We start from the raw sequence: 21,903 nt of genomic DNA on the forward strand, positions 1-21,903 counted from the left end.
GCAAACAATGTGCCTTAATTAACTTACTGAATCATCGGTTTTAATTTAAATGGTGAAAGTAATTTTTTGCAAAATGCAAAGCTTAATAGCAATTCATTGAGTTAATCACTAACGGTTAACAAGCGATAAGTATCATAGGCAAATTGATCAGTCATGTTTGCAATAAAGTCTTGAATTAACCTTGCGCGATAATAAAACTCAAATATAGGATCTGTTTGGTTACTGTGTATTTGAGAAACCGAGTTTTTATAAACTGCTATATATTTTGATGAAATTCGATTTAATAATCGCGATTCAATAGTGAAACCTAATTCACCCTCTAATAATTTTGTGAATTCTAATTGTGTCATATTTAATAAACACGAAAATTCATTAAGTAGCGTCGTTATTATTTTGTGACCTTGTATTTCTAATTTTTCAACTTCGTGATGGCTAAAAACATGCTTAATTGCAATTGCTTTTAAGGTTTTGGTTATTGCATGATGATAACTGTTATCTTCTATTAATGGCGCATTGAAACTACCATGGTATATATTAACAATATTCTCGCAAAAACGTGTCGCACTATGTTTAATAAGTGGATGAAGCAGGTTAACTCTTAATCTAATAAAAAAAGCGTTGTCAAAATTAAAGTCTTCTTTTGATGCGTGAAGATAAGCGTTTTCACATTTTTCACGCATAAAGTTAATTAATTTTGCATCAGTTATATTAAAAGACTGAATAATTCTTTCATATTCTTCGATAAGTAATTGCTTTAATAAGGTGACAGTAATAAGGCCTTTTTCCACCGCATCTTCAATATCTGCTAAACAGTAGGCAATATCATCAGCTGCCTCCATAATATAACTAGCTGGATGCCGGTTACCCTGTTCAATATTTAGGACTTCGCAAATTTGGCTTATAAACTCAGATTCACTAAAGTAAAATCCTACTTTTTTCATTAGGTAATTCTTACTTTCAGGTACCTGTTGCTTTGGTAGCGTGCCACAACGCGTGTATTTTAATATGCTTGCTGCATGAGAGTAGGTTAAGTTTAATGCGAGTAAAGTATGAACATTACGAATTGCTTGAGCATTACCCTCAAAGTTTGTGAGTTCAAATAACAGTGATGAGGTTAACGATAGTGGCTCTTTTAATTCGTCATCGCTAGGGTAATGTGTTTTAAAAAAATCATGTTGCTTTAGATATTTTTCAAACCAATTATTAATTGCCGATTCACCAAAGTGGCCAAACGCAGGGTTTCCAACATCGTGCATTAAACACGCCATTTCAACAAGTGATTCGAATTCTCTTTCTAAATCAACTAAACCAAGTTTAACTTGTTGTTCTTTGCTTAGCATTTTATAGATTGTATGGATAATAAAGCGGCCGTTTTGTTGTACTTCTAAAGAGTGTGTTAAGCGAGACCTGACTGCTGCGTTGCGCTCTAAAGGGAACACTTGCGTTTTTTGTTGTAAGCGTCTAATCCCTGCACTATTTATAATTCGACCGCGATCACTTTCAAATGCTGTTCGTGTATTTGAAGTTTGATTATACTGCCGAAACGAATTAATTCTTTGTTTAAAATTCATAGTGTTTTGTACTTTTAGTTGTGCGCTTTTGTATTGTAATTCTTTAAGACTTTAATTTTCTATTTTAAAAAATGAACATAGTTCAGAATACGTTCATTTCAAAAGATGAATAATAAACTTACTAAAGTGAATCTCCGCTTTAGAGTTTATACCCCGAGTATTTATGACGTTACATTTGTTAAAAAACCCGCTGGGCTAGCGGGTTTTTTTATGATTATTGGTTAGTAGGTAATCTTGAGGTTAGCTTCATGTGATGTAAGTGATCCGTTACCATTATCAATTTCACAGCTTACCTTAGTATTGCCTGCAGCTTTTGCTGTTAAATAACCAGAAGAGGTTAATTCAGCAATACTTTGAGAGTTAGGGAATGTAAACTCAGCTTGGTTTGTTACATCAATTCGTTGCTCAATGCTAGTGTCGTCAATTAATACATAAATTGCATAGCAGCGTAATTGTTGTGACTGACCAACACGCATCTGAATTGGCTCTTCTTCAAATTCCATTAAATATAATGAAAACTCTGAAACTGTGAGTGTAGTTTCACCTGTTATACCATTCATTTCTGCAATAACTTGCGTTTCGCCACGCGTAATAGTGACCAAACTACCGCTTGATTCATCTATTGTTGCATATTTGCTATCTGATACTTGCCAAGTAACTTGATCGGTAATATCGCTTAGTTCTCCATCATCAAAAAAACCTGTTGCAGTATATAGAATTGTTTGTGACTCTGGTGCGACTTGATTTTGCGGCGATATTTCAATTTTGATCAAGTTAGGTGTTGTAACTGTCACTGGTGCAGTTACAGATTCACCTTTGTAAGTAAAGTTAACTTCAGTCGTACCAGCTGAAAAACCTTCAACGAATACAATTGGGCCTTGATAAGTAATTTGAGCTATTTGATCATCGTTAGTTGTCCAATTACCTTCCTGAGTCACTTCAATTTCATTTCCATCTGTAAATACTGCATATGCTTTTGCTTGTTTGCGAGACTTATTACCAACCCTGACATTGAACTCGGCAGGTTCAATGTATAAATAAGAAATGGCAGGTCCAGTAACAGTGAGATTACTAATATCAGTTACCCCTTTATATTCTATCGAAATTGTACTAGTACCCTCTGAAAGTGCCGTAGCCTTTCCACCGTCGGCGCCTATGTTTACAATCGATGCAACACTCGTATTAGATGAACGCCAAGTGCCTTTCTCAGTAATATCTTCAAAGGAACCAGATACGTAGTAAGCTTCTGCTGTAAAACGACCTACTGTGTTCACCGGTACTTCAGGGTGATTTGGTGTAATTAGAATATATTCTATAGGTTCGTCTAAAACCGTTAGCTGACCCATACCTGTTTGACCATTATAAACTGCCGTTACTGTGGTTAAGCCAACTTCAGTACCATTAACGATTCCAGGAGTAGAAAAATAAGCTAGATCAGTATTCGTTACTGCCCAAGTACTTTTATCTGTAACTTCTTCTTGCGTTGAGATGTCATTATTATATACAGCATAAGCACGTAGTTTCTCACGGCCATTTACATATACAGAGGTATCAGCAGGTTCGACTAATATGCCGGTTAGTACTGGAGGTGCTTCTAAAACGGTTAACTGCCCTTTACCAGTTAAACCATTATAAGTCGCTTTGATAAAGGTAGCTCCTTCTTTATAGCTTGTAGCTAAACCGCCGTCTTTGCCCGATGTTATAACGCTTGCCACTGAAGCATCATCAGATGTCCAAGTTGCAAGTTGTGTAACATTAGTTGAGGTACCATCTGGGTGTATTGCATCTGCTGTAAATTGTTTAGTTTGCCCTGCATTTATCTGAGCAAGGAAAGGTGATACAGAAATCCGCGTTATTTCTTTACCGGTCACATTCACATCTGCAAGTACAATTTTACCATTGTATTCGGCTTGCACTTGGGTAGTGCCTTGAGTGTTGCCTGTAACTAGGCCTGATGCATTCACTGATGCAATGCCAGTATCAACAATTTGCCAATTTGAACTTGTTGTTACTTCAACTGCGCTACCATCACTGTATGCTGCATAAGTTTTGTATTGCTGGGTAGCACCAACGTTAATATCACTGGTTAGTGGATCAATCGTAAGATCTTCTAGTATGGCTTCTGTAACATTCAGTATACCCGTTGACGTTTGCCCTTGATAATTTGCAATTACCTCTGTCGTGCCCATCGTTAAGCCATGATACAAACCATTACCTAAGTGACTGGCAATGCTTGTATTATTGCTGGTCCAGCTAACAAGATCTGTTACGTCATAATTACTAGCATCACTATAATAAGCATGAGCTAAAAATTGAATATCTGTACCACTTGGTGTGCTTTGTGGGGTAGGGTGCACCACTAAGCTTTCTATAATTGCAGGGCCAACTTCGAGATAAGCATCGTTTGATGTGATCCCATTATAACTGGCAGTAACTACAACATCCCCCACATTGTTACCACTGGCAAGCCCTGTTGCATCAATAGATGCAATGCTCGTTATATCACTATTCCAAGTTGATAAGGTTGTTAGATTTTTGCTAGATGAATCTGTAAATATACCAAATGCTTGGTATTGTACCTGACCACCAACATAAGTTGTTTCTCTAACCGGTGAAATTTCAATCGATACGAGTTCAGCGTCTGTAACTGTTACATCCGCGCTGCCACTCATACCATCAAATGTGGCAGTGACCTTCGTATTACCAACAGCAAGTGCATTTGCGAAACCAGCACTTGGCCCTGTTGTTTCAATATTAACAGTCGCTGCATCATCTGATTGCCATACTGCCACTGCTGTAATCGTTTGACTTTTACCATCGCTATAAAACGCTTGTGCTTCAAATTGACCTTGTGTGCCAAGTGGAACAGAAACGGATGCCGGCGTAACTTGTATATTTGATAAAATAGCATCGGTCACCGTTAATTCGGCAGTGTCAGACATACCATCAAATGTCCCAGTGATTTGTGTAACACCTTTACTATTTGCAGTTGCTAAACCTTTACTGTCAACACTCGCAGTTGTAGACGCTGTAGACGTCCAATCTGCTGATAAAGTCACACTGATTTGTGTGGTATCAGTATAATTAGCAACTAATTCAAACTGAGTAGTTAAGCCCTTAGGTAGAGAAACCGTTTTAGGTGAAATTTCAACATTCACTAGTTGTGCATCGGTCACCTCAACATTGGCAATATCAGACATACCATCAAAACGTACTTCAACAGTTGTATTTCCTTTTTCAAAGGCGGTTACAAAACCACCTTTTGATGTATTACCAACGCCGGCAATTGAGTTGTCGTCACTCGTCCATGTGGCGAGTGATGTAACAACTTTACTTGTCAGGTCAGTATAGTGAGCGGTCGCTGTCAATTGCGTTGATGTGCCTTTGGCAATCACAACCGCTTTAGGATCTACCTCAAGTCGTGTGATAATGGCTTGAGTGACATTAAGTGTTGCTGTCGCTGTTTTACCTTTTACCTCTGCAGTGATCATTACACTACCTTGTAAATTACCTGTGGCTAACGCGGTATTTGAAATGGACGCTATAGCATTATTACTACTTTGCCATGTCGCTTGTGTAGTGAGATCGCGTGTTGAGCTATCAGTGTAAATACCTTGTAAATTGTATTGTTGAGTGGTACCAACTGGAATGCTAGTTAATTCTGGTGAAATCACCAGGGACACAAGTTCTGCATCGCTAACTGTTGCGTTTGTTGTAGCTGTTTGACCATCAAATTGAGCGGAAACTTGTGTTGTACCTACATTTTCGCCAAATGCTAAACCTGGGTTGACTACACCTGTTTCGATTGAAACAATCGTTGCATCAGCTGATTGCCACAACGCTTGCGTAGTCACATCTTTTGATGTTTTATCAGAATATATCGCCGTAGCAGTATATTGTCCTTGGCTACCTTTTGGCTTAGTTATATTTATAGGTGTTATTTGTAACTCAGTGATAACTGCATTAGTAACAGTTAGTATACCAGTGTCAGATTTGCCTTGGTAAAGGCCTGTTATAGTTGTTTGGCCTGATTGGTAAGTTGCTGCAAGCCCAGTATTATCGATGGTTGCAACATCTGTTGAATCAGAAGACCAATTGCTTAAGGTAGTTACGTCACTCGAACTGCCGTCAGAATATATTGCACGAAGGGTATAAGGTTGACTCACACCAGCTGCAACAGTGGCACGCTTAGGTTCTAACACAACTTGTTCGAGTACCGCTTCGGTCACGGTGATTAGCGCGTTATCTTTCATGCCATTGTAAGTTGCAGTGACAGTTGTCTGACCTTGTTCAAAACCAGATACCAATCCACCACTAACACCTGTGGCTGGAACTGCTGCAATGTTACTATCAGCAGATTTCCAAGTAGCTGATTGGGTTATATCTGCTGATGTTGAATCAGTATAATAAGCTGTTGCTGATAATTGACCACTATGGCCTTTAGCAATGCTTAATGCAGTAGGGGTAACAGCAATATGGGTAATCTCGGCAGAAATAACTATTAATTGCGCAGTGACTTGTTGACCTTGAACTGTTGCCGTAATGTTAACTGTGCCGGTATGTGCTCCAAAGGCAATTGAAGGTGACGAGATATAAGCAATAGTGTTATCACTTGATTGCCAAGTGGCTTTACTGGTTAAATTTTTAGAACTACCGTCAGTATATTGACCAATAACCTCATAGGATTGGCTGTTACCTTTTGCAATGGTAGATTTAGATGGACTGATCACTAAGCTAGCGAGTTCAGCATCAGTAATAGTAAGCGATGTAGAGTCAGTTAAATCCTCAAAACTGGCAGACACATTGGTTTGGCCAACAGATTTACTAATCGTGAAGCCAGCATTAAGACCTGAAGTTTCAATTGCAGCAATTTGGGTATCACTAATTTGCCAAGTTGCTTGATTTGTTACATCAGCTGTATGGCCATCGGTATAATATGCTATCGCAGTATATTGACCTTCTGTACCAAGTGGAACACGCGCATCTACAGGGGTAATAACCAGTTTTTCTGATGTAGCTGTGGTAACAGTGAGCGACGTACAAGCTTGTTTGCCTAAATAATTGATACAGATTTGTGTCACACCAGGGCTGTAGGTTTTTGCAATGCCAGATTGTGCACCAGTGAATCCAATATTTGCAATTGCTTGCTCAGAACTTGACCACACACCTAGTTTTGTAACATCTTGCACAGATTCATCTGTAAAACGAGCGTAACCTTTGTAGGAAATATGGGTACCAGAAGGCGTAACATAATTAATAGGCGTTAATGTTAGTTCAACAAGTTCAGCATTGGTTACTTCAACAGATGTTTCAGCAATTAGGTTTGAAAACTGAGCTGAGACACTGGATTGCCCAACGCTTGTTGCAATGGCATAGCCAGCATCATCACCACTCGGAGAGATAGAACCAATGTCATCCGCTATTTGCCATGTGCTGCTTAGGGTAACATCTTCAACATGCCCATCACTGTAGAGCGCTTCGGCCTTGTATTGGCCTTGTGTACCAAGGGGGAAAACGCCATCTTGTGGTGTAATTAATAAACGCTCTGCAACAGCATCTGTAACAGTCACTGACGTTGAGTCAGTTAAATTAATATCTTCATAGTTGAAGGCTGCTGAAATAGTCGTGGTACCAATACTTTGCGCGTAAAACATTTGGGTTTTATTAAACTGACCGATTGTATCGTTTTCAATTTTCCAGCTTGATTGAAGTGTTACATCAATAGTTTGACCATTTTCAAGAATTAAGTTGGCTTGATATTGAGATTGTGTTCCAAGAGGAAGTTGTTTATCGATGGGTGTTATCACAAGTGACGAAACAGGACTGTCGATAATTGCTAGTTGACCTTGATTTTTGAGCGACTTAAATTTAGCTTTAACGTCAGTGATGCCTGCTTGCTTCGCTAGTACGGGTGTTGTCCCTGACTCATTTGCTTGAACTTCAGCGAGTTCGGTGTTTTCTATTGTCCAGATACTTGATTGTGTGACATCAAAGCGTTCGCCATTTTGATAACGCGCATATGCACGATATTCCGTGGTTAAACCTACCAATGTTTGATGTTGCAGTGGCGTTACATCAAGTCCAATTAAATCAGCATCATTTACGGTTAAAGGTGTGTCATCGGATACAGTAATGCCATTACTTGAAGAATAAATTGCAGATACACTTGTTTTACCAGGGTTAATAGTCGTTGCTACACCAGATGCTGTAATTGTTGCGATAGAACTTTCTGAGATTTGCCAAGAGGCAATGTTGGTTACATTTTGTGTCGAACCATCGCTTAGTGTAACAGTAGCGATATAGTTTATGTTCACAGCTGTAGGGACGGTGATATTATCAGGAGTGATAACTAACTCGATAGGGTAGGCTGCACATGGATTATTATCTCCGCCACATTCGCTTTTTGGTAAACCAGAATTATCGCCACCACACGCGCTGAGAAGAAAAAATATATTCAGGGTCAATAAAAACTTAACAAACTTTACCATTTAATTAACCTCTTTATTAATAGTTACTTCAACTTCTGAGGCAGTTATTACTGCGCGTCGATTTAGTTGACGATGTTCTTCGGTGTTGTTGTCAATAACCGGATTAGCTTCACCAAAAAATGCAATGCTAATTCTGCTTTCACTGATGCCATTTTTTATCAAATTAGTTTTAATTGCTTCAGCGCGTCGTTTTGATAACCATTGGTTATACTCAACGGAACCTTTACTATCGGTATAGGCATTAATGGTGATGCTTGTCGTAGGGTAAGTTTTGATATGATCTACAAAATCATTGAAATTGGGTGGTATTTTGAATTGACTACTATCAAATGCGAAAAGAGCAGTAACGGATCTCGCAGGTACCACTTTGGTTGCTTCTATCACTACAGGAGCTGGAATTACCTTTGCCTCAACAACCTTTTGCGGCTTTTCTTCAGGGGTTATAGGTTGTGGTTCAGGCTGTGTTTGACGTTTAAATTGATAAGATAATCCTAACCAACCAATATGACCATTACTACTTCCTAGTTTGTTACTACCAAGGTCATCAATATATTGATAGGAAATTCTAGCTTGCCAATTGTCGGCAATATCATATTTAAAACCAACAGAAGCAGTGGCAGAAAAACCATCATCTTTAATCTCAAATGAGGGAGAACTGTTCTTACCATACCAATTAACAACACCAACTTTAGTAAATGCTTTGAAATTGTCACTTAGTGTTAGGTCATAGCCTAAAGCTATGTCCCAAGCTTTCATTTCCCCTTGATAAGGTACAAATAAGCCACTTTCAAAATAGGTGGCATTTACTTCACCTAAATCAATTAAAGAAGACTCAATAAATAATCCGTCATTAAACTGATAACCGAAAAAACCAGCAAAAGCATTATCACGTTTATCACAGCTAATCGCCCATGGCTCACAACCGTGTTGATAACGAATTGAACCAAACTTAGCGCCGGCATAAAAGTAGTCACTTTCAAAGTTACTTTGATTTGCGAAAAGGTAGGGGGTGTATAAAGAAGTTATAAACAGCGTTACAACAGATAACTTCCCTATAGTAAAAAGTGTTTTCATTTAAAAACTCTATTCAATCCATTTAATACCTATTTTTATATATTTTTTATGCAAAAACAAAGTGATTAATGTTTTTTTTTGAAAAAATTAAGATAAATACAACCTTTTTTGATCTGGTCGCGACTAATACAGTAAATCGTTATCATAAATGGGATGTTAAAATGGACTTAAATTACTTTCTTGCAAATTATGGCTACTTACTTAGCCTGCTTTTATCACCTGTTGCAAGTCTATGGCTTTGTTTTTTGGCTATTCAAATACTCGTTAAGCCAGAGCAACAGGCACTTTAAGATTATAATTTAAAACAGATCATTAAATTACTAACTTAAAATCAATTTTTTTAGAACTTTTGATTAAAAAATGACAAATACGTATTGCCAAGCCTGAAAAAATGCATAACTATAGGGTCTGCAAAGGCAAAATAATAAAGATAGGAATCTATAATGAACAAAGCACAATTAGTTGAAAAAATCGCTGCAGACGCAGAAATTTCTAAAGCAGCAGCAGCTCGCGCTCTAGACGCATTCACTGGTGCAGTGTCTACATCATTAAAAGACGGTAACTCTGTAGCACTAGTTGGTTTCGGTACTTTCTCTGTTAAAGCTCGTGCAGCGCGCACTGGCCGTAACCCACAAACAGGTGAAGAAATTCAAATCGCTGCTGCTAATATCCCTACTTTTAAAGCAGGTAAAGGTCTTAAAGACAGCGTTAACTAATTTGTAAAGTTATCATCCCAATAACTTTTAAAAGGAGCGTTCAGCTCCTTTTTTATTATTTATCGAATAGCGTTAACCTATTTTGGACGTAACGCTTTGTCGCCACGACTTAATCCAACTGCACCAGAGCGCACAACCTCAATCACCTCTGTTTCATTTTTTAAGGTATCAATAAAGGATGCGAGCTTATCAACTGCGCCGACTAATTGCAGTGTGTAGGTTGTTTTACCCATATCTAAAATAGATGCGCCAAAAATATCAACCACGCGGGTAACGGCCGCACGTGTTTTCTCTTCATGGGCCATTACTTTAACTAACAATAACTCACGTTCAATATGACTTGCGTCACTCAGGTCAATCACTTTATGTACATCAACTAACTTATTAACTTGTTTAGTGATTTGTTCAAGAATACGGTCATTACCTGTGGTGGTAATTGTGATGCGCGATAATGAGTCATCATCAGTTGGGCCCACAGTGAGGCTGTCAATGTTGTAGGCGCGCTGAGAAAACAAACCGACAATACGTGATAGGGCGCCTGGCTCATTTTCTAAAAGAATGCTTAAAATATGACGCATTATGCTTTTACTCCTTTTTTAAGCCACATCTCATCAACTGAGCCATGACGAATTTGCATTGGGTACACGTGTTCATTTTCATCTACATTGATGTCGATAAATACCAGTTTGTCTTTATGCGAAAATGCTTCTTTTAGTTTTTCATTAAGTTCGCTAGGGTGGTCAATGCGAATACCAATATGACCATAGCTTTCTGCGAGTTTTACAAAATCAGGCAGGGATTCCATATAAGAACATGAGTGACGACCAGAATAAATCATATCTTGCCATTGGCGTACCATGCCAAGCGAACGGTTATTTAAAGACACTATTTTTACTGGCAAGCCATATTGCATACAGGTTGATAATTCTTGAATATTCATTTGAATAGAACCATCACCGGTAACACAAACCGATTCTTTTTCAGGAAAGGCGAGTTTTACTCCCATCGCTGCAGGAAAACCAAAGCCCATAGTGCCGAGACCACCAGAGTTAATCCACTGGCGAGGTTTTGCAAAAGGGTAGTGTTGTGCGGCGAACATTTGGTGCTGACCGACGTCTGAACTAATGTACGCATCACCCTTGGTAACTTCGTAGAGTGCTTTAATTGCAGCTTGTGGTTTAATTTTTTTTGAGTCAGTTTCAAAACTTAAACAACGCTGTTCGCGCCAATTATTAATTTGTCGCCACCAATCTTCTTGCGCAGCGCGGTCAATTTGAATGTCGCTTTTACTAATCGCACTTTGCAATTGTGCAAATACAGTCGAAAGATCGCCAACAACTGGTATATGACAGTGAATGGTTTTAGAGATAGACGTCGGGTCAACATCAACCTGAACAATCGTCGCGTTGGGACAAAACTTCTTAACATTGTTCGTTACGCGGTCGTCAAAGCGTGCTCCCAATGCAAGAATAACATCGGCATTTGCCATTGCTTTGTTTGCTTCCAAATTACCGTGCATGCCAAGCATACCAATAAAGTTAGGGTGTGTACCTGAAATACCACCTAATCCCATCAGGGTGTTGGTACAAGGTGCATTCAAGCTTTCTACCAGCTCTGTTAATTGCTCTGATGTATCTGATAATACGAACGTTTAGCATTTAAAATAGCTGATGCTGCTTTTTTGATTTGTTTAGGATGACCTTTTGTATTGGGGCTGTACGAACGCATCGATATGTCATCTGTCATAATGTAATCAAACGCAAGTGCCGGATTCAAGATATCTTTTGGCAATTCCACAACAACGGGGCCAGGTCGCCCTGATGCAGCAAGATAAAACGCTTTTGCTAGGGTTTCAGGGATCTTTTCTGCATCACGACAGTTAAAGCTGTGCTTTACGATTGGACGTGAGCACCCAACAATATCGGTTTCTTGAAAAGCGTCATCGCCAATTAAATTGGTTGGTACTTGGCCAGATAAAACCACCATTGGAATTGAATCCATATAAGCAGTTGCAATACCAGTAACGCAGTTAGTGGCACCAGGCCCAGATGTAGCAAGTACAACACCAACTTCACCTGTTGCTCGCGCAAAACCATCTGCCATATGTGTCGCAGCTTGCTCGTGACGCACTAAAATATGATCAAGTTCGTTCTCGGCAAATAGTGCATCGTAAATATCTAATACGCTACCACCGGGATACCCAAAAATATATTTAACCTTAAGTGCTTTTAATGCTTTAACAACAAGCTCAGCACCCGACATTTTATTACTGTCCATCCTCATTCCTCTGTGCAGTAGATAAAAAAAACCCCCGCTAGTTGCGGGGGCTTATTAAATTCAGTATGACAAAATTAACTAATAGCTCCCCGCTGGTGACTTAATTAAGACCAGGACGAAGACTGTTAGTAGAAGAAATAATGTCATTTAAATTTGCTCTAAAAATTAATTAACGTATTTGTATTATTTTTGTTAACTGTTGTCAACGGTGAATTCTTCAATTGACATAAATAATTCATTATTATCAGTATTAAAATTAGAAATGTGGTTTTTGTGGTTATCTTTGGTTGCAGGTGAATTGAAAATGCAATCTTTTTAAAGTGTATACAATAATTTGTTGTTACTGAATTATGACGTTAATGTATTTCTATGTTGTACATGTAAAAAAGGCCCAAATAGGGCCTTTAATAAAATAGGAAAATTATTATTTATTTTCTTCTTTTTTCGCTTTTAAATTTGCTGCGTGGTCAATCTTGTAGTCTGGCATTTCAGTTTTACCATTTAACAAATAGTTATCCATCCAACGCATTAAACGTAGGCTGTAATCATATTTAGCAGCCATACGCTTGTTACCGTGACCTTCGCCTGGGTAGTAAATTAAACGTACGTCTTTACCTTGTACTTTCATATAACGGTAAAGTTCCATTGATTGTGCAGGGTGAACACGAGGATCGTCTTTACCGTGCATGATCAGTAATGGTGTTTTAGATTGACCAGCCCAATAAATTGGAGAACGCTCTAAATACCATTGCCATTTGTCCCAAGGGTAAGAACGCGCGTGTACTAGGTGCATTTCGTTTGAAATGTCGGTAGTACCAAATTTTGATAATTGGTTAGTTACACCAACAAACATTACCGATGTTGCAAAATGTTCAGTGAGTTTAGTAGCAGCCCATGCTGATGCATAGCCACCGTATGAACCACCTGTAATGCCAACACGTTTAGTATCAACTAAGCCTTTATCAACAAGGTATTGCTTAAAACGAACAAGGTCGTTGAACTCTTCACCTGCATAGTCATTTTGACCAAGTTTAGAGTAGTCTACGCCTTTGCCTGTTGAACCACGGTAGTTAGGGTAAAGTACTGCGTAACCACGTGCAGCAGCTACTTGACCGGGACGAGAGTAGTTTGTTACCCAACCATCTTTATCGTGACTTTCAGGACCACCGTGAACCGACATAATAAGCGGATAACGAGTACCTTCTTGATAATCTAATGGATAAACAAGTACGCCATCTAAACGAGTACCATCTTCCGCTTTGAACGAGATAGTTTCTTGTTTAGCTAGACGCTTGTCGTTTAACCACGCGTTTGAATCTGATACGCGAATATCTTTTTTACCACGTAACATAAACGCTTCAGTCGGGTGTTTATGTGAGTGACCTGCAAACGCAACTGTCTTATCTGAGTCTGAAATCGATAAACGGCCAGCAATTAATTTACCGCGTTTAAGGTTTGTTTTGTATTTACTTGAGCCTGGCTTAATTGTTGCGATAAAGCTCTCAGTATCAATTTGCGCTACAAAGTGTAGGGTATTTGATTTATTTGCCCATTCGAAATCGCTGATGTGGCCTTCAAAATTAGGTAACCAATTTTCAATTTTACCTGATTCTACGTCCGCCAAGTATAAACGTCCTGTGGCTGGGTCGTGTTTATCTTCGGCACCAAGAATTGCAACATGCTTACCGTTTGGTGAGAATTCTGCGGCACCTAGTTTACCTTCAGTTGCAAATGACGTAACTACTTTTTTGCTTGAAAGATCAAAGATATGCCATGTTGATTTCATGTACTTATCGTCGATAAGTGCTGAAGGCTGTGTTTTAACTAGTAGCTTTTTAGCATCACTTGACCAGTTAACATCGCTTACGTATTGGTCAATGCCTAACCCCTCAAGGGCGATTGGCTTTTCGTTAATAGCTAAATCAACAACCATTAACTCTGCAGTTGTTAAACCAAGCTCATAAGTTTCTGCTTTAAAGCCTAATTTTGATAATTCTTTGTCTGTTTTTGGTTTAGCCGTCTTTGCAATAATCGCAACGTGTTGGTTGTCTGGGCTTAGATCATAAGACGAGATTGACGTGCCTTTTAGGGCAATTACTTGTTGCCACTGACCACCATTTACCGGAATGCGGTAAAGGCTTTTAAATTTATCTTCTTTAAACTTTGCTAAGAAGTAAACAAACTTACCGTCAGCAGAATACTCAAGACTCGAGATATTTACTTTACCAGTAATGAAAGGGCGCTCATTACCTTTCGCGTCAGTAAGATAAAGTTCGCTGTAGTTAAAACCATCTTTTTCTACATAAATTTCACGTGGCACCGAGCGGGTAAATGCAACTGCATCGCCATCTGGGCTAATTGCAGTTTGGCCAACTGATTGGATTTTTGTTAAATCTTCTAGTGTTAGTGTGTCATTAGCAAAGGCAGCGCTTGTAGATAAACCTAGCGCCATAGCTAATGCTGATTTGATTAGTTTCATTGTGTCCTCGTTTACTGATTGTCAGCGAGAGTAGTCTAAAATGACGAAAGTAAAAGGCAAGAAAATGCGATAAAAAAAGGTGACTTACGTCACCTTTTTATAAATTATAGTGCTTCGATAACTGCTTGGGTAAAGTCAGTCGTACCGTGGCTACCACCTAAGTCACGAGTAGTACGGTCACCTGTTTTAATTACGTAAGCAATGGCTTTACGAATACGCTCGGCTTTTTCAGCTTCACCTAAATATTCTAGCATTTGAATAGACGCTAAAATCACAGATGTTGGGTTTGCAAGGTTTTTACCTGCAATATCTGGTGCACTACCGTGTACCGCTTCAAAAATAGCAGCATCTTTACCGATATTTGCACCTGGTGCCATACCTAAACCACCAACCAGGCCAGCACATAAATCAGAAAGGATGTCACCGAATAGGTTAGTTGTAACCATTACGTCGAATTCTTCTGGGTTCATTACTAGCTTCATACATGTCGCATCAACAATCATTTCAGCAGATTCGATTTCAGGGTAACGCTCAGCAACTTCACGCGCTACTTTTAGGAAAAGGCCTGATGTCGATTTCAGAATGTTTGCTTTGTGTACAGCTGTTACTTTTTTACGACCTTCACGCTTTGCTAATTCGTAAGCGAAAGTAACGATTTTCTCAGCGCCTTCACGTGTGATCTTTGACATTGCCTCTGCTTCAGTACCATCTTCAGATACAACTTGACCAAGACCTGAATACATACCCTGTGTATTTTCACGGATTGTGATGATATCAATGTCGTCGTAACGCGCTTTAGTACCTTCAAATGATTTAACTGGGCGCACGTTAGCGTACAAGTTAAACTTTTTACGTAATGTAACGTTAATTGATGTAAAGCCTTCTCCTACAGGTGTCGTTAGTGGGCCTTTTAATGTAATTTTGTTGCGCTCAATTGCATCAAGCGTTGCTTGCGGTAGCAACTCACCAGTTTTTTCTAACGCAGTAAGACCTGCATCAACAAATTCATACTCATAATCGCAACCAACTGCTTTTAGGATCTCAAGCGCTGAATCAATGATGCTTGGACCGATACCATCGCCTTTAATAACCGTAATGGTTTGCTTAGACATTAAATTTTCCTTTAACTGAATTATGATATCCGGCTGGATATCATTTTACGTGAGATTGTTTCGAACGAAAATGACATTACTATTAACTGATTAGTTATTAATGACATCTCGTATTATTATTCAACGACTATTTATAGCAATTTTTAGTGGATTAATCCACAAAACACATAAAAATGACGCTATATGTTGCTATAAAAGCGGGTTTGCAGGACTAAAGTCTAATAACTTGTCTAAATATTTATCTAAATCTTCTATAGCAAGCTGTTTTTTTGCAAACGTTAATTGATGTTTTTCAAAGGCTGTTAATGTATCAAGTGGTTTACCTAAAAATACACAGTTAAGTAACACTAAATGTAAATAACATGCGCTATGTATTGACGTTGCTAAGGTTAAATCAAACTTCGGTTGTGATATTTCATAAAATGGATTGCTTTGTATTTGTTCGGGTAAAGTAATTTTATGCACACAATAAAAATTAACGGTCGTTGTAAGCAAGTTTACGCTCAATTTAGGTAAGGTGTTATTAATGGGTAATAACGCTCCATGAGGATAAACTTTAAAAAGAAACGCTATGTACTTTAAGGCAGAATTTATTATTTTTTGGCAAGGGAAGTGAGGATCAACCGATTTATAACTCTCTATAAAGGTAATTAATAACTTTATGCGCGTGGCAACGCTTTGCCAATTAAGTTTTCCTATTGCATAAAGACGTTGTAATAATTGCTGATTCTCAAGTAAGTCAGGAAGTTGCTCTACACCTACAAGTGCAATTGCATGTCTTACATCGGTAATTTTAGAAGATGAAAATCGTTCACTTAAATCAAAAATTAGCATTTGTGCATTTGGGTTCTTATTAAGCTCAGAAATGAGTTTTCCCATGCTGAAATACGCTGCTTTTTTAATTGTAATAAGATCTTGACGAGAAAAATATTCATCGATGAAGGGGGGTCTAATAGCCGCTAAAAGCTGAGGTAATTTTTCCCATAATTGATAATAATCTGATGACTTAGCAAAATTATTCTTGGGAGATTTGCTTGTCTTAACCGTATTTCTAACCTCTATAAATGTGTCATTGTTAACATGATAGCAAAGCAGCTTTTTTTCTGAAACTGAGCCTAACACAAGATACTCAGCACCTTCGAAATGAATGTTCTCACCAGGGATTGGCTGCTCAAAGATACTTGCTAGTATTTTAAGAAGTTCTTTCTCATAAGTATTCGTAATTTTAAAATAGACTTTCCCAATACTATGCTTTAATGAATGAATACGTGTTGAATCCGAGTTAGTACTCTGTTTAGCAAGAGCAAAACTTAAACGAACAATAGCAGAAAGCTGTGAGTAAACAGGGCGTTTTTTAATGATGTTTACAAGCTCTGTTTGTACAAGGGGTAACTGTGCCATGTGTGACTTTAAAAAGGCATAACTTTGACGAAAACGTGCCTGATAAGTTTTACGTTGCTGAACAGTTAAGGTTTTTCTTGCACCAACCGTATTTAACTCTTCTCTGACTGAAACTAATTGACTAATAGCATTTTGTAATAATTTAACGGTCGCTATTCTGTTTAAACCGCTTATCCTTGTAAGTATACAAATTATTAAGCACTGGCGTTTTAGCAAGTTAGTTGCATAATCAAAATTGACGTCATAAATAGCTAAGTCGGCAATGGCGACATGTTGATGTTGATGAAAGAATGTTTCAATTTGTGTCGCAGAATTGACTAATTGAGGATATGCAAGGTGCCATTCATGTTTAGTTGAAAAAATCTGAAACAGCTTTTCAAAACTTTGACAGCACTCTTCTAATTTTTTAGCTATTGTCACTCACAAATCCGTTATATATTTTAATGCACTTTTTCATACGCAATTTCTGCGCCAGGTCCCCATGCAACAAGCTGTTCATTTTTAAAAAACATCCCAGTACATTCATCTTTAGTCGTGATTCCATCTGAATGCTCGTGCTGAGTGCGATAATATATGATTTGAAAGACATCTTCACCTGAGCGTTTTGCAAATGTTAGGTCAGGAGAGCCAAGATTATTGAATACTTGATCTAAAAATACGGGCGTATCAACTTTAAGTTTACTTAAATAGCGTTTGTTAAAAGACTCTCTATCTTGCCAATACATGCCTTGAGGATCATCTTTATAAAAATTTATAATTAGTCCAGCAGCAATTGCATAAACGCCCAGACCTAAGACTATGTATTTAAGTATTTTATTATTCATATTGGAAGCTCGGTAAACGTAATGCTTTTAGACTGAAACCAAGATGGATATCTTGACGCAAACTTACCAATAGCTTAGCACGAATATAATCTTCATGATTGCCATTCAACTTGTTGAAAACACGTTTTAACTCATCTGGCGGCGTTTCACAGTCAAGGGCATTTTGTACATTTTGAAATGTCGTTAAAAGATTTATCGCGCCTTGTTTTCCAATACCAGGCACACCCGGTATATCGTTGGTTTTATCGCCATTTAAAGCCCAAAAATCAACAAGCTGATGATGTGTCATAGAAAATTTAGTTACAACATCAGATGGGGTAATGAAAACACTTTTGAAATAGTCATAAACAAAGATGTGTTCATTTAAAAAAGGCAGAAATCCTTTATCAGTCGAAACAATCGTACTTTGTATGTTATTTTCTGATGCTTTTGAGGCGAGGGTAGCTATTACATCGTCTGCTTCATCATGCTCTGGTACATACACAGTTATACCAAGGTCTGAAAACGCTTTATAAATTTCAGGTAATGCCTTAGCAAGTTCAGATGGCATTGGTTTACGTGATTGTTTATAGCCAGAATAATAATGATAACGCCAGCTTTCTTCCCCATCAAAAACAGCTATGGCATGAGTTGCTTGGCTCTGCTTTAACAGTTTTCTTGTGGCATTTTGCACACGAAAGAAAGTATTTTTTATTGCAAGTTCAGGGCTATTACCTGATTGTTGACTATCTACAGCATAAATTCTACGAATTAAATTTAATGCATCAATTAACAGCAGATGTGTAGCCATGGATAACCTAACAACTTTAATGAATAGATGTCTTTTTATTTTGAATTAAATAAAAAGGCGCGATTAAAGCGCCATTTTACATAATTTTAGGGAAAAACTTAAGTTTCAATCTTATAGCAGGGAGTATATACAGCACCTGGGAGCTTCATTCTTCCTTGAGCTACAAAAGCAGAAAGTAATTTATCCATCTTTAACATCAGCGACTTGTCGCCTGAAAGTGAAAATACCCCATGACGCTTAATGGCTTTAATTCCTTCATCTTTTACATTACCAGCAACAATGCCTGAGAAAGCACGGCGCAAGTTAGCTGCGAGTTGTTCTTTCGGCTGGTTAATTTCTAGGTTTAAATTTGCCATATTTTCATGCGTAGGCATAAAAGGTAGCTGAAATTCAGGCTCAATTTTTAATGACCAATTATAATGGTAAGCATCTCCACGTTCTTTACGGTATTCGCGAACACTACTCATATTTTCGGTAAAATATTTTCCAACCGCTTCAGGATCATCAATAATCACCTTAAATTTAGCTAAAGCTTCATCCCCTAAGGTGTCTTTTACAAATTTTACGAGTTCATCAAAATATGATCTAGCAGATTCAGGCCCAGTAAGCACAACAGGTAACGCCTGTTTCGCGTTCTCAGGGTGAAGTAAAATGCCAAGTAAATATAATAGTTCTTCTGCTGTACCTGCGCCCCCAGGAAAAATGATAATACCGTGCGCTGTTCTCACAAATGCTTCTAAACGTTTTTCAATATCGGGCAATATAACTAATTGATTTACGATAGGGTTAGGGGGCTCAGCCGCAATAATGCTTGGTTCAGTTAATCCTAAATAACGACTTTGTGTAAAACGCTGTTTTGCGTGGCCAATTGTTGCCCCTTTCATAGGACCTTTCATCGCACCTGGGCCACATCCTGTACAAATGTTTAAATTTCGTAAGCCAAGTTGATAACCCACTTCTTTGGTATATTTATATTCTTCTTCTTTGATTGAATGTCCGCCCCAACACACAATCATATTTGGGTCTTCACTTGGCTTTAATACGCGCGCATTTCGAAGCATATCAAATACCACATGGGTTATATGAGACGAGCTAGTTAAGTTAATTTTACCGTCTTGGTATTTATCTTTAATAAACAGAATATCGCGAATTACAGCGAGCAAATGCTCATTAATACCAGTAATAATTTTACCATCAACAAAGGCATGTTCAGGTGGGTTAAGTAATTCCACTTTTATGCCTCTTTCACGGCATAGCAGGTTTATATCAAAATTTTTATATTTATCGTAAATTTCAACACTAGAGTCGGTATGACTGCCAACATTTAAAACGGCGAGCGAACAATTACGAAATAAGCGATACAGTTCGCTTGTGGAAGAGCGTTTGAGTGCTTCAACTTCTAGTTGAGAAAGTAAATCGAGCGCACCAGATGGATTGATCTGTACTTGCATAGGCGTCTCCTTGTACGTCTAAAACTAATTTAGAAATGTGCTTATTGATAGATTATCAATAAGCACTTAATTTAAATATAGTTTTTATCAGAGACTAAACAAGTTATTTTTTTAATACAATACGGTCTCGACCAGAGTTTTTAGCTTCATATAACGCTTCATCAGCGCGGTCAAAAGCCTCTTGCATCGAGTCACCTTCTCTTAATTGGGTTGCGCCAAAAGAAATAGTGATAGAAACCGATTTTTGTTTAAATTTAAATGGGATTGTTTTAATTGCACGGCGCAATTTTTCAAGCGGTACGCTGATCTGTTCAAGTTTGCTGTGTGGCATGATTAAAACAAATTCTTCACCACCAAAACGAGCAATGAAATCAGTAACACGTATTGCCTTTTTTAGCGCTCTCGCTACGACTTGGAGGGTTTTGTCACCCGCACTATGACCATAGTTATCATTGATAAACTTAAAATGGTCAATGTCGGCAACTACGATACATAAATCATGACGATCGCGGTTGAATGTGTTGTATTCAAGGGCGTAACGTTCGTCAAAAGCAGCACGATTGGGTAATTGTGTTAAGCTATCTTGTAAACTTTTAAAGCGCTGCTCAGCCAAGCGTTCTTGGTAATGTTCAGTTTCTTTCTCAAGCTTATTAACACGCTCGCCCATGTCTTTTAATGTTTTAACAAGTTCTTCGCGTTCTTGTTGTTCAAGTTTTTCTTTTTCAGCTAAATCGCAGGTAAGAGATTCCATTTTTTCAGCAATTAACTGTTTAAGTGTATTGATGTTTTGGGCGCTGTCTACATCTTCACTTATAGTATGCATTTTTTGTTGAATTTGCTTATTTAAGCTTTCCATTTGCAAGTTGATTTTACTTGAACGCTTAACTGATTCCATTAAGGTTTCTTGAAGTAATGAAAGAGTTTCATTTATTGCAAATAGGAATTTTTGTGCAGAGGCACGTTCTTGTGAAATTGTTTCAACAATAATACGTATAATTTCAACGCAGCATTCTAATAAAACGGCTAGGTTAAAGTCACTTGAAATACGTTTTTTAATAGCGTCAATGCGTTTTCCACTTTCACCTTCAAAGGCAAGCTCACTCATTAAGTTTTGTAACTCTTGCGCAAGCTCGGGTGATTCTATGCTATTTTCAGGGTCATTACTTTCGGCCTTTTTCTCAAGAACTAAATGATAAATTTCAACTAATCTAGTGAGAACGGGTATGAATTCAGTTGTCGCTTTTACGTTTTCTAAATCGTTAGTAAGCAGTACTCGCAAATTACGGCGGAGTTCATCCGGTAAACCTTGTCGCTTTTGTAATTTTTTTCCTGCAGTTTCTACACTTTGGTGAAGTGCTTTAAGGTTGGTTTCTGCACGATTAGCTTGATCTTTGAAAAGTAAGGAAATTTCATCTAATAAAGGGACGAGGTGTTCATAATCAACCCCTTTTTGAATCGTGCTGCGATACTTGGCAAGTCTATTATCTAACTCGAGATCTAAACCTTTACAAACGAGCGATAATTTAGCAATAAATTGTGTTAAATAATCAATTTGAACTTTATATGCATGTTCGAGTTGTTTACGCCCTTTAATAGCCGAATCTAACTTCGTGCGTAGTATACTAACTTGCTGAGACACCGTGATTTTTACCTATTTCTTTTAAGCACTTAAAGTTTATCTCAATGTATCACTAATTTCGACCCCAAATATTGCTATATT

13 protein-coding genes and 1 pseudogene are annotated in these 21,903 nt (G+C 38.0%); 2 read left to right on the forward strand and 12 right to left on the reverse strand.

Features of this window, described 5'->3' with window-relative positions; translation table 11 throughout:
* Positions 1–101: 101 nt before the first annotated feature.
* The 3 genes from dgt to ON073_RS03075 form a co-directional block, all read right to left on the reverse strand.
* Positions 102–1,571: a dGTPase gene (gene dgt, locus ON073_RS03065; protein ID WP_274760393.1), complete on the reverse strand. Its 1,470-nt coding sequence runs from the start codon at positions 1,569–1,571 to the stop codon at positions 102–104.
* A 221-nt stretch (positions 1,572–1,792) separates the two neighbouring features.
* On the reverse strand, positions 1,793–8,059 hold the full coding sequence (locus tag ON073_RS03070; protein ID WP_274760394.1) for an Ig-like domain-containing protein: 6,267 nt from the start codon (positions 8,057–8,059) through the stop codon (positions 1,793–1,795).
* Positions 8,060–9,133, reverse strand: coding sequence for an OmpA family protein (locus tag ON073_RS03075; protein WP_274760395.1), 1,074 nt, complete (start codon positions 9,131–9,133; stop codon positions 8,060–8,062).
* Between the two features lie 161 nt (positions 9,134–9,294).
* Between ON073_RS03075 and ON073_RS03080 the strand changes: the two genes are divergently transcribed.
* Both ON073_RS03080 and ON073_RS03085 read left to right on the forward strand, forming a co-directional pair.
* A complete protein-coding gene (locus ON073_RS03080) occupies positions 9,295–9,423 on the forward strand; it encodes a hypothetical protein (protein ID WP_274760396.1) in 129 nt (42 codons plus the stop codon).
* A gap of 153 nt (positions 9,424–9,576) precedes the next feature.
* Complete coding sequence (locus ON073_RS03085) at positions 9,577–9,849, forward strand: HU family DNA-binding protein (RefSeq protein WP_010559147.1); 273 nt, start codon at positions 9,577–9,579, stop codon at positions 9,847–9,849.
* A 77-nt stretch (positions 9,850–9,926) separates the two neighbouring features.
* On the opposite strand, the gene ilvN is transcribed toward ON073_RS03085, so the two are convergent.
* From ilvN to ON073_RS03130, 9 genes and pseudogenes are all read right to left on the reverse strand, one after another.
* A complete protein-coding gene (ilvN, locus tag ON073_RS03090; protein ID WP_010559148.1) occupies positions 9,927–10,427 on the reverse strand; it encodes an acetolactate synthase small subunit in 501 nt (166 codons plus the stop codon).
* Positions 10,427–12,126: pseudogene (ilvB, locus tag ON073_RS03095) on the reverse strand (biosynthetic-type acetolactate synthase large subunit). The gene ilvN and the pseudogene ilvB overlap by 1 nt, the downstream one beginning before the upstream one ends.
* Before the next feature lie 424 nt (positions 12,127–12,550).
* Positions 12,551–14,605: a S9 family peptidase gene (locus ON073_RS03100; protein ID WP_274760397.1), complete on the reverse strand. Its 2,055-nt coding sequence runs from the start codon at positions 14,603–14,605 to the stop codon at positions 12,551–12,553.
* A gap of 104 nt (positions 14,606–14,709) precedes the next feature.
* Complete coding sequence (locus ON073_RS03105; protein WP_274760398.1) at positions 14,710–15,717, reverse strand: isocitrate dehydrogenase; 1,008 nt, start codon at positions 15,715–15,717, stop codon at positions 14,710–14,712.
* Positions 15,718–15,906: 189 nt separating this feature from the next.
* Entirely contained in the window at positions 15,907–17,538 is a 1,632-nt protein-coding gene (locus ON073_RS03110) for a hypothetical protein (RefSeq protein WP_274760399.1), read from the reverse strand.
* Positions 17,539–17,558: 20 nt separating this feature from the next.
* On the reverse strand, positions 17,559–17,942 hold the full coding sequence (locus ON073_RS03115; protein ID WP_274760400.1) for a DUF3192 domain-containing protein: 384 nt from the start codon (positions 17,940–17,942) through the stop codon (positions 17,559–17,561).
* Positions 17,935–18,732: a flap endonuclease Xni gene (gene xni / locus ON073_RS03120; protein ID WP_274760401.1), complete on the reverse strand. Its 798-nt coding sequence runs from the start codon at positions 18,730–18,732 to the stop codon at positions 17,935–17,937. The genes ON073_RS03115 and xni overlap by 8 nt, the downstream gene beginning before the upstream one ends.
* Before the next feature lie 98 nt (positions 18,733–18,830).
* Positions 18,831–20,183, reverse strand: coding sequence for a nucleotide 5'-monophosphate nucleosidase PpnN (ppnN, locus tag ON073_RS03125; protein WP_274760402.1), 1,353 nt, complete (start codon positions 20,181–20,183; stop codon positions 18,831–18,833).
* Positions 20,184–20,286: 103 nt separating this feature from the next.
* Complete coding sequence (locus ON073_RS03130; protein ID WP_274760403.1) at positions 20,287–21,822, reverse strand: GGDEF domain-containing protein; 1,536 nt, start codon at positions 21,820–21,822, stop codon at positions 20,287–20,289.
* Positions 21,823–21,903 lie beyond the last annotated feature (81 nt).

Origin of the sequence: Pseudoalteromonas sp. G4, from assembly GCF_028875915.1 — a bacterium.
GTDB lineage: Bacteria > Pseudomonadota > Gammaproteobacteria > Enterobacterales > Alteromonadaceae > Pseudoalteromonas.

Excerpts from the sequence above, each read along its gene's own strand:
- ON073_RS03105 (WP_274760398.1), bottom strand. The coding sequence starts at position 15,717 with ATGTCTAAGCAAACCATTACGGTTATTAAAGGCGATGGTATCGGTCCA.
- dgt (WP_274760393.1), bottom strand. The coding sequence starts at position 1,571 with ATGAATTTTAAACAAAGAATTAATTCGTTTCGGCAGTATAATCAAACT.
- ON073_RS03100 (WP_274760397.1), bottom strand. The coding sequence starts at position 14,605 with ATGAAACTAATCAAATCAGCATTAGCTATGGCGCTAGGTTTATCTACA.
- ppnN (WP_274760402.1), bottom strand. The coding sequence starts at position 20,183 with ATGCAAGTACAGATCAATCCATCTGGTGCGCTCGATTTACTTTCTCAA.
- ON073_RS03075 (WP_274760395.1), bottom strand. The coding sequence starts at position 9,133 with ATGAAAACACTTTTTACTATAGGGAAGTTATCTGTTGTAACGCTGTTT.
- ilvN (WP_010559148.1), bottom strand. The coding sequence starts at position 10,427 with ATGCGTCATATTTTAAGCATTCTTTTAGAAAATGAGCCAGGCGCCCTA.
- ON073_RS03080 (WP_274760396.1), top strand. The coding sequence starts at position 9,295 with ATGGACTTAAATTACTTTCTTGCAAATTATGGCTACTTACTTAGCCTG.
- ON073_RS03115 (WP_274760400.1), bottom strand. The coding sequence starts at position 17,942 with ATGAATAATAAAATACTTAAATACATAGTCTTAGGTCTGGGCGTTTAT.
- xni (WP_274760401.1), bottom strand. The coding sequence starts at position 18,732 with ATGGCTACACATCTGCTGTTAATTGATGCATTAAATTTAATTCGTAGA.
- ON073_RS03070 (WP_274760394.1), bottom strand. The coding sequence starts at position 8,059 with ATGGTAAAGTTTGTTAAGTTTTTATTGACCCTGAATATATTTTTTCTT.
- ON073_RS03085 (WP_010559147.1), top strand. The coding sequence starts at position 9,577 with ATGAACAAAGCACAATTAGTTGAAAAAATCGCTGCAGACGCAGAAATT.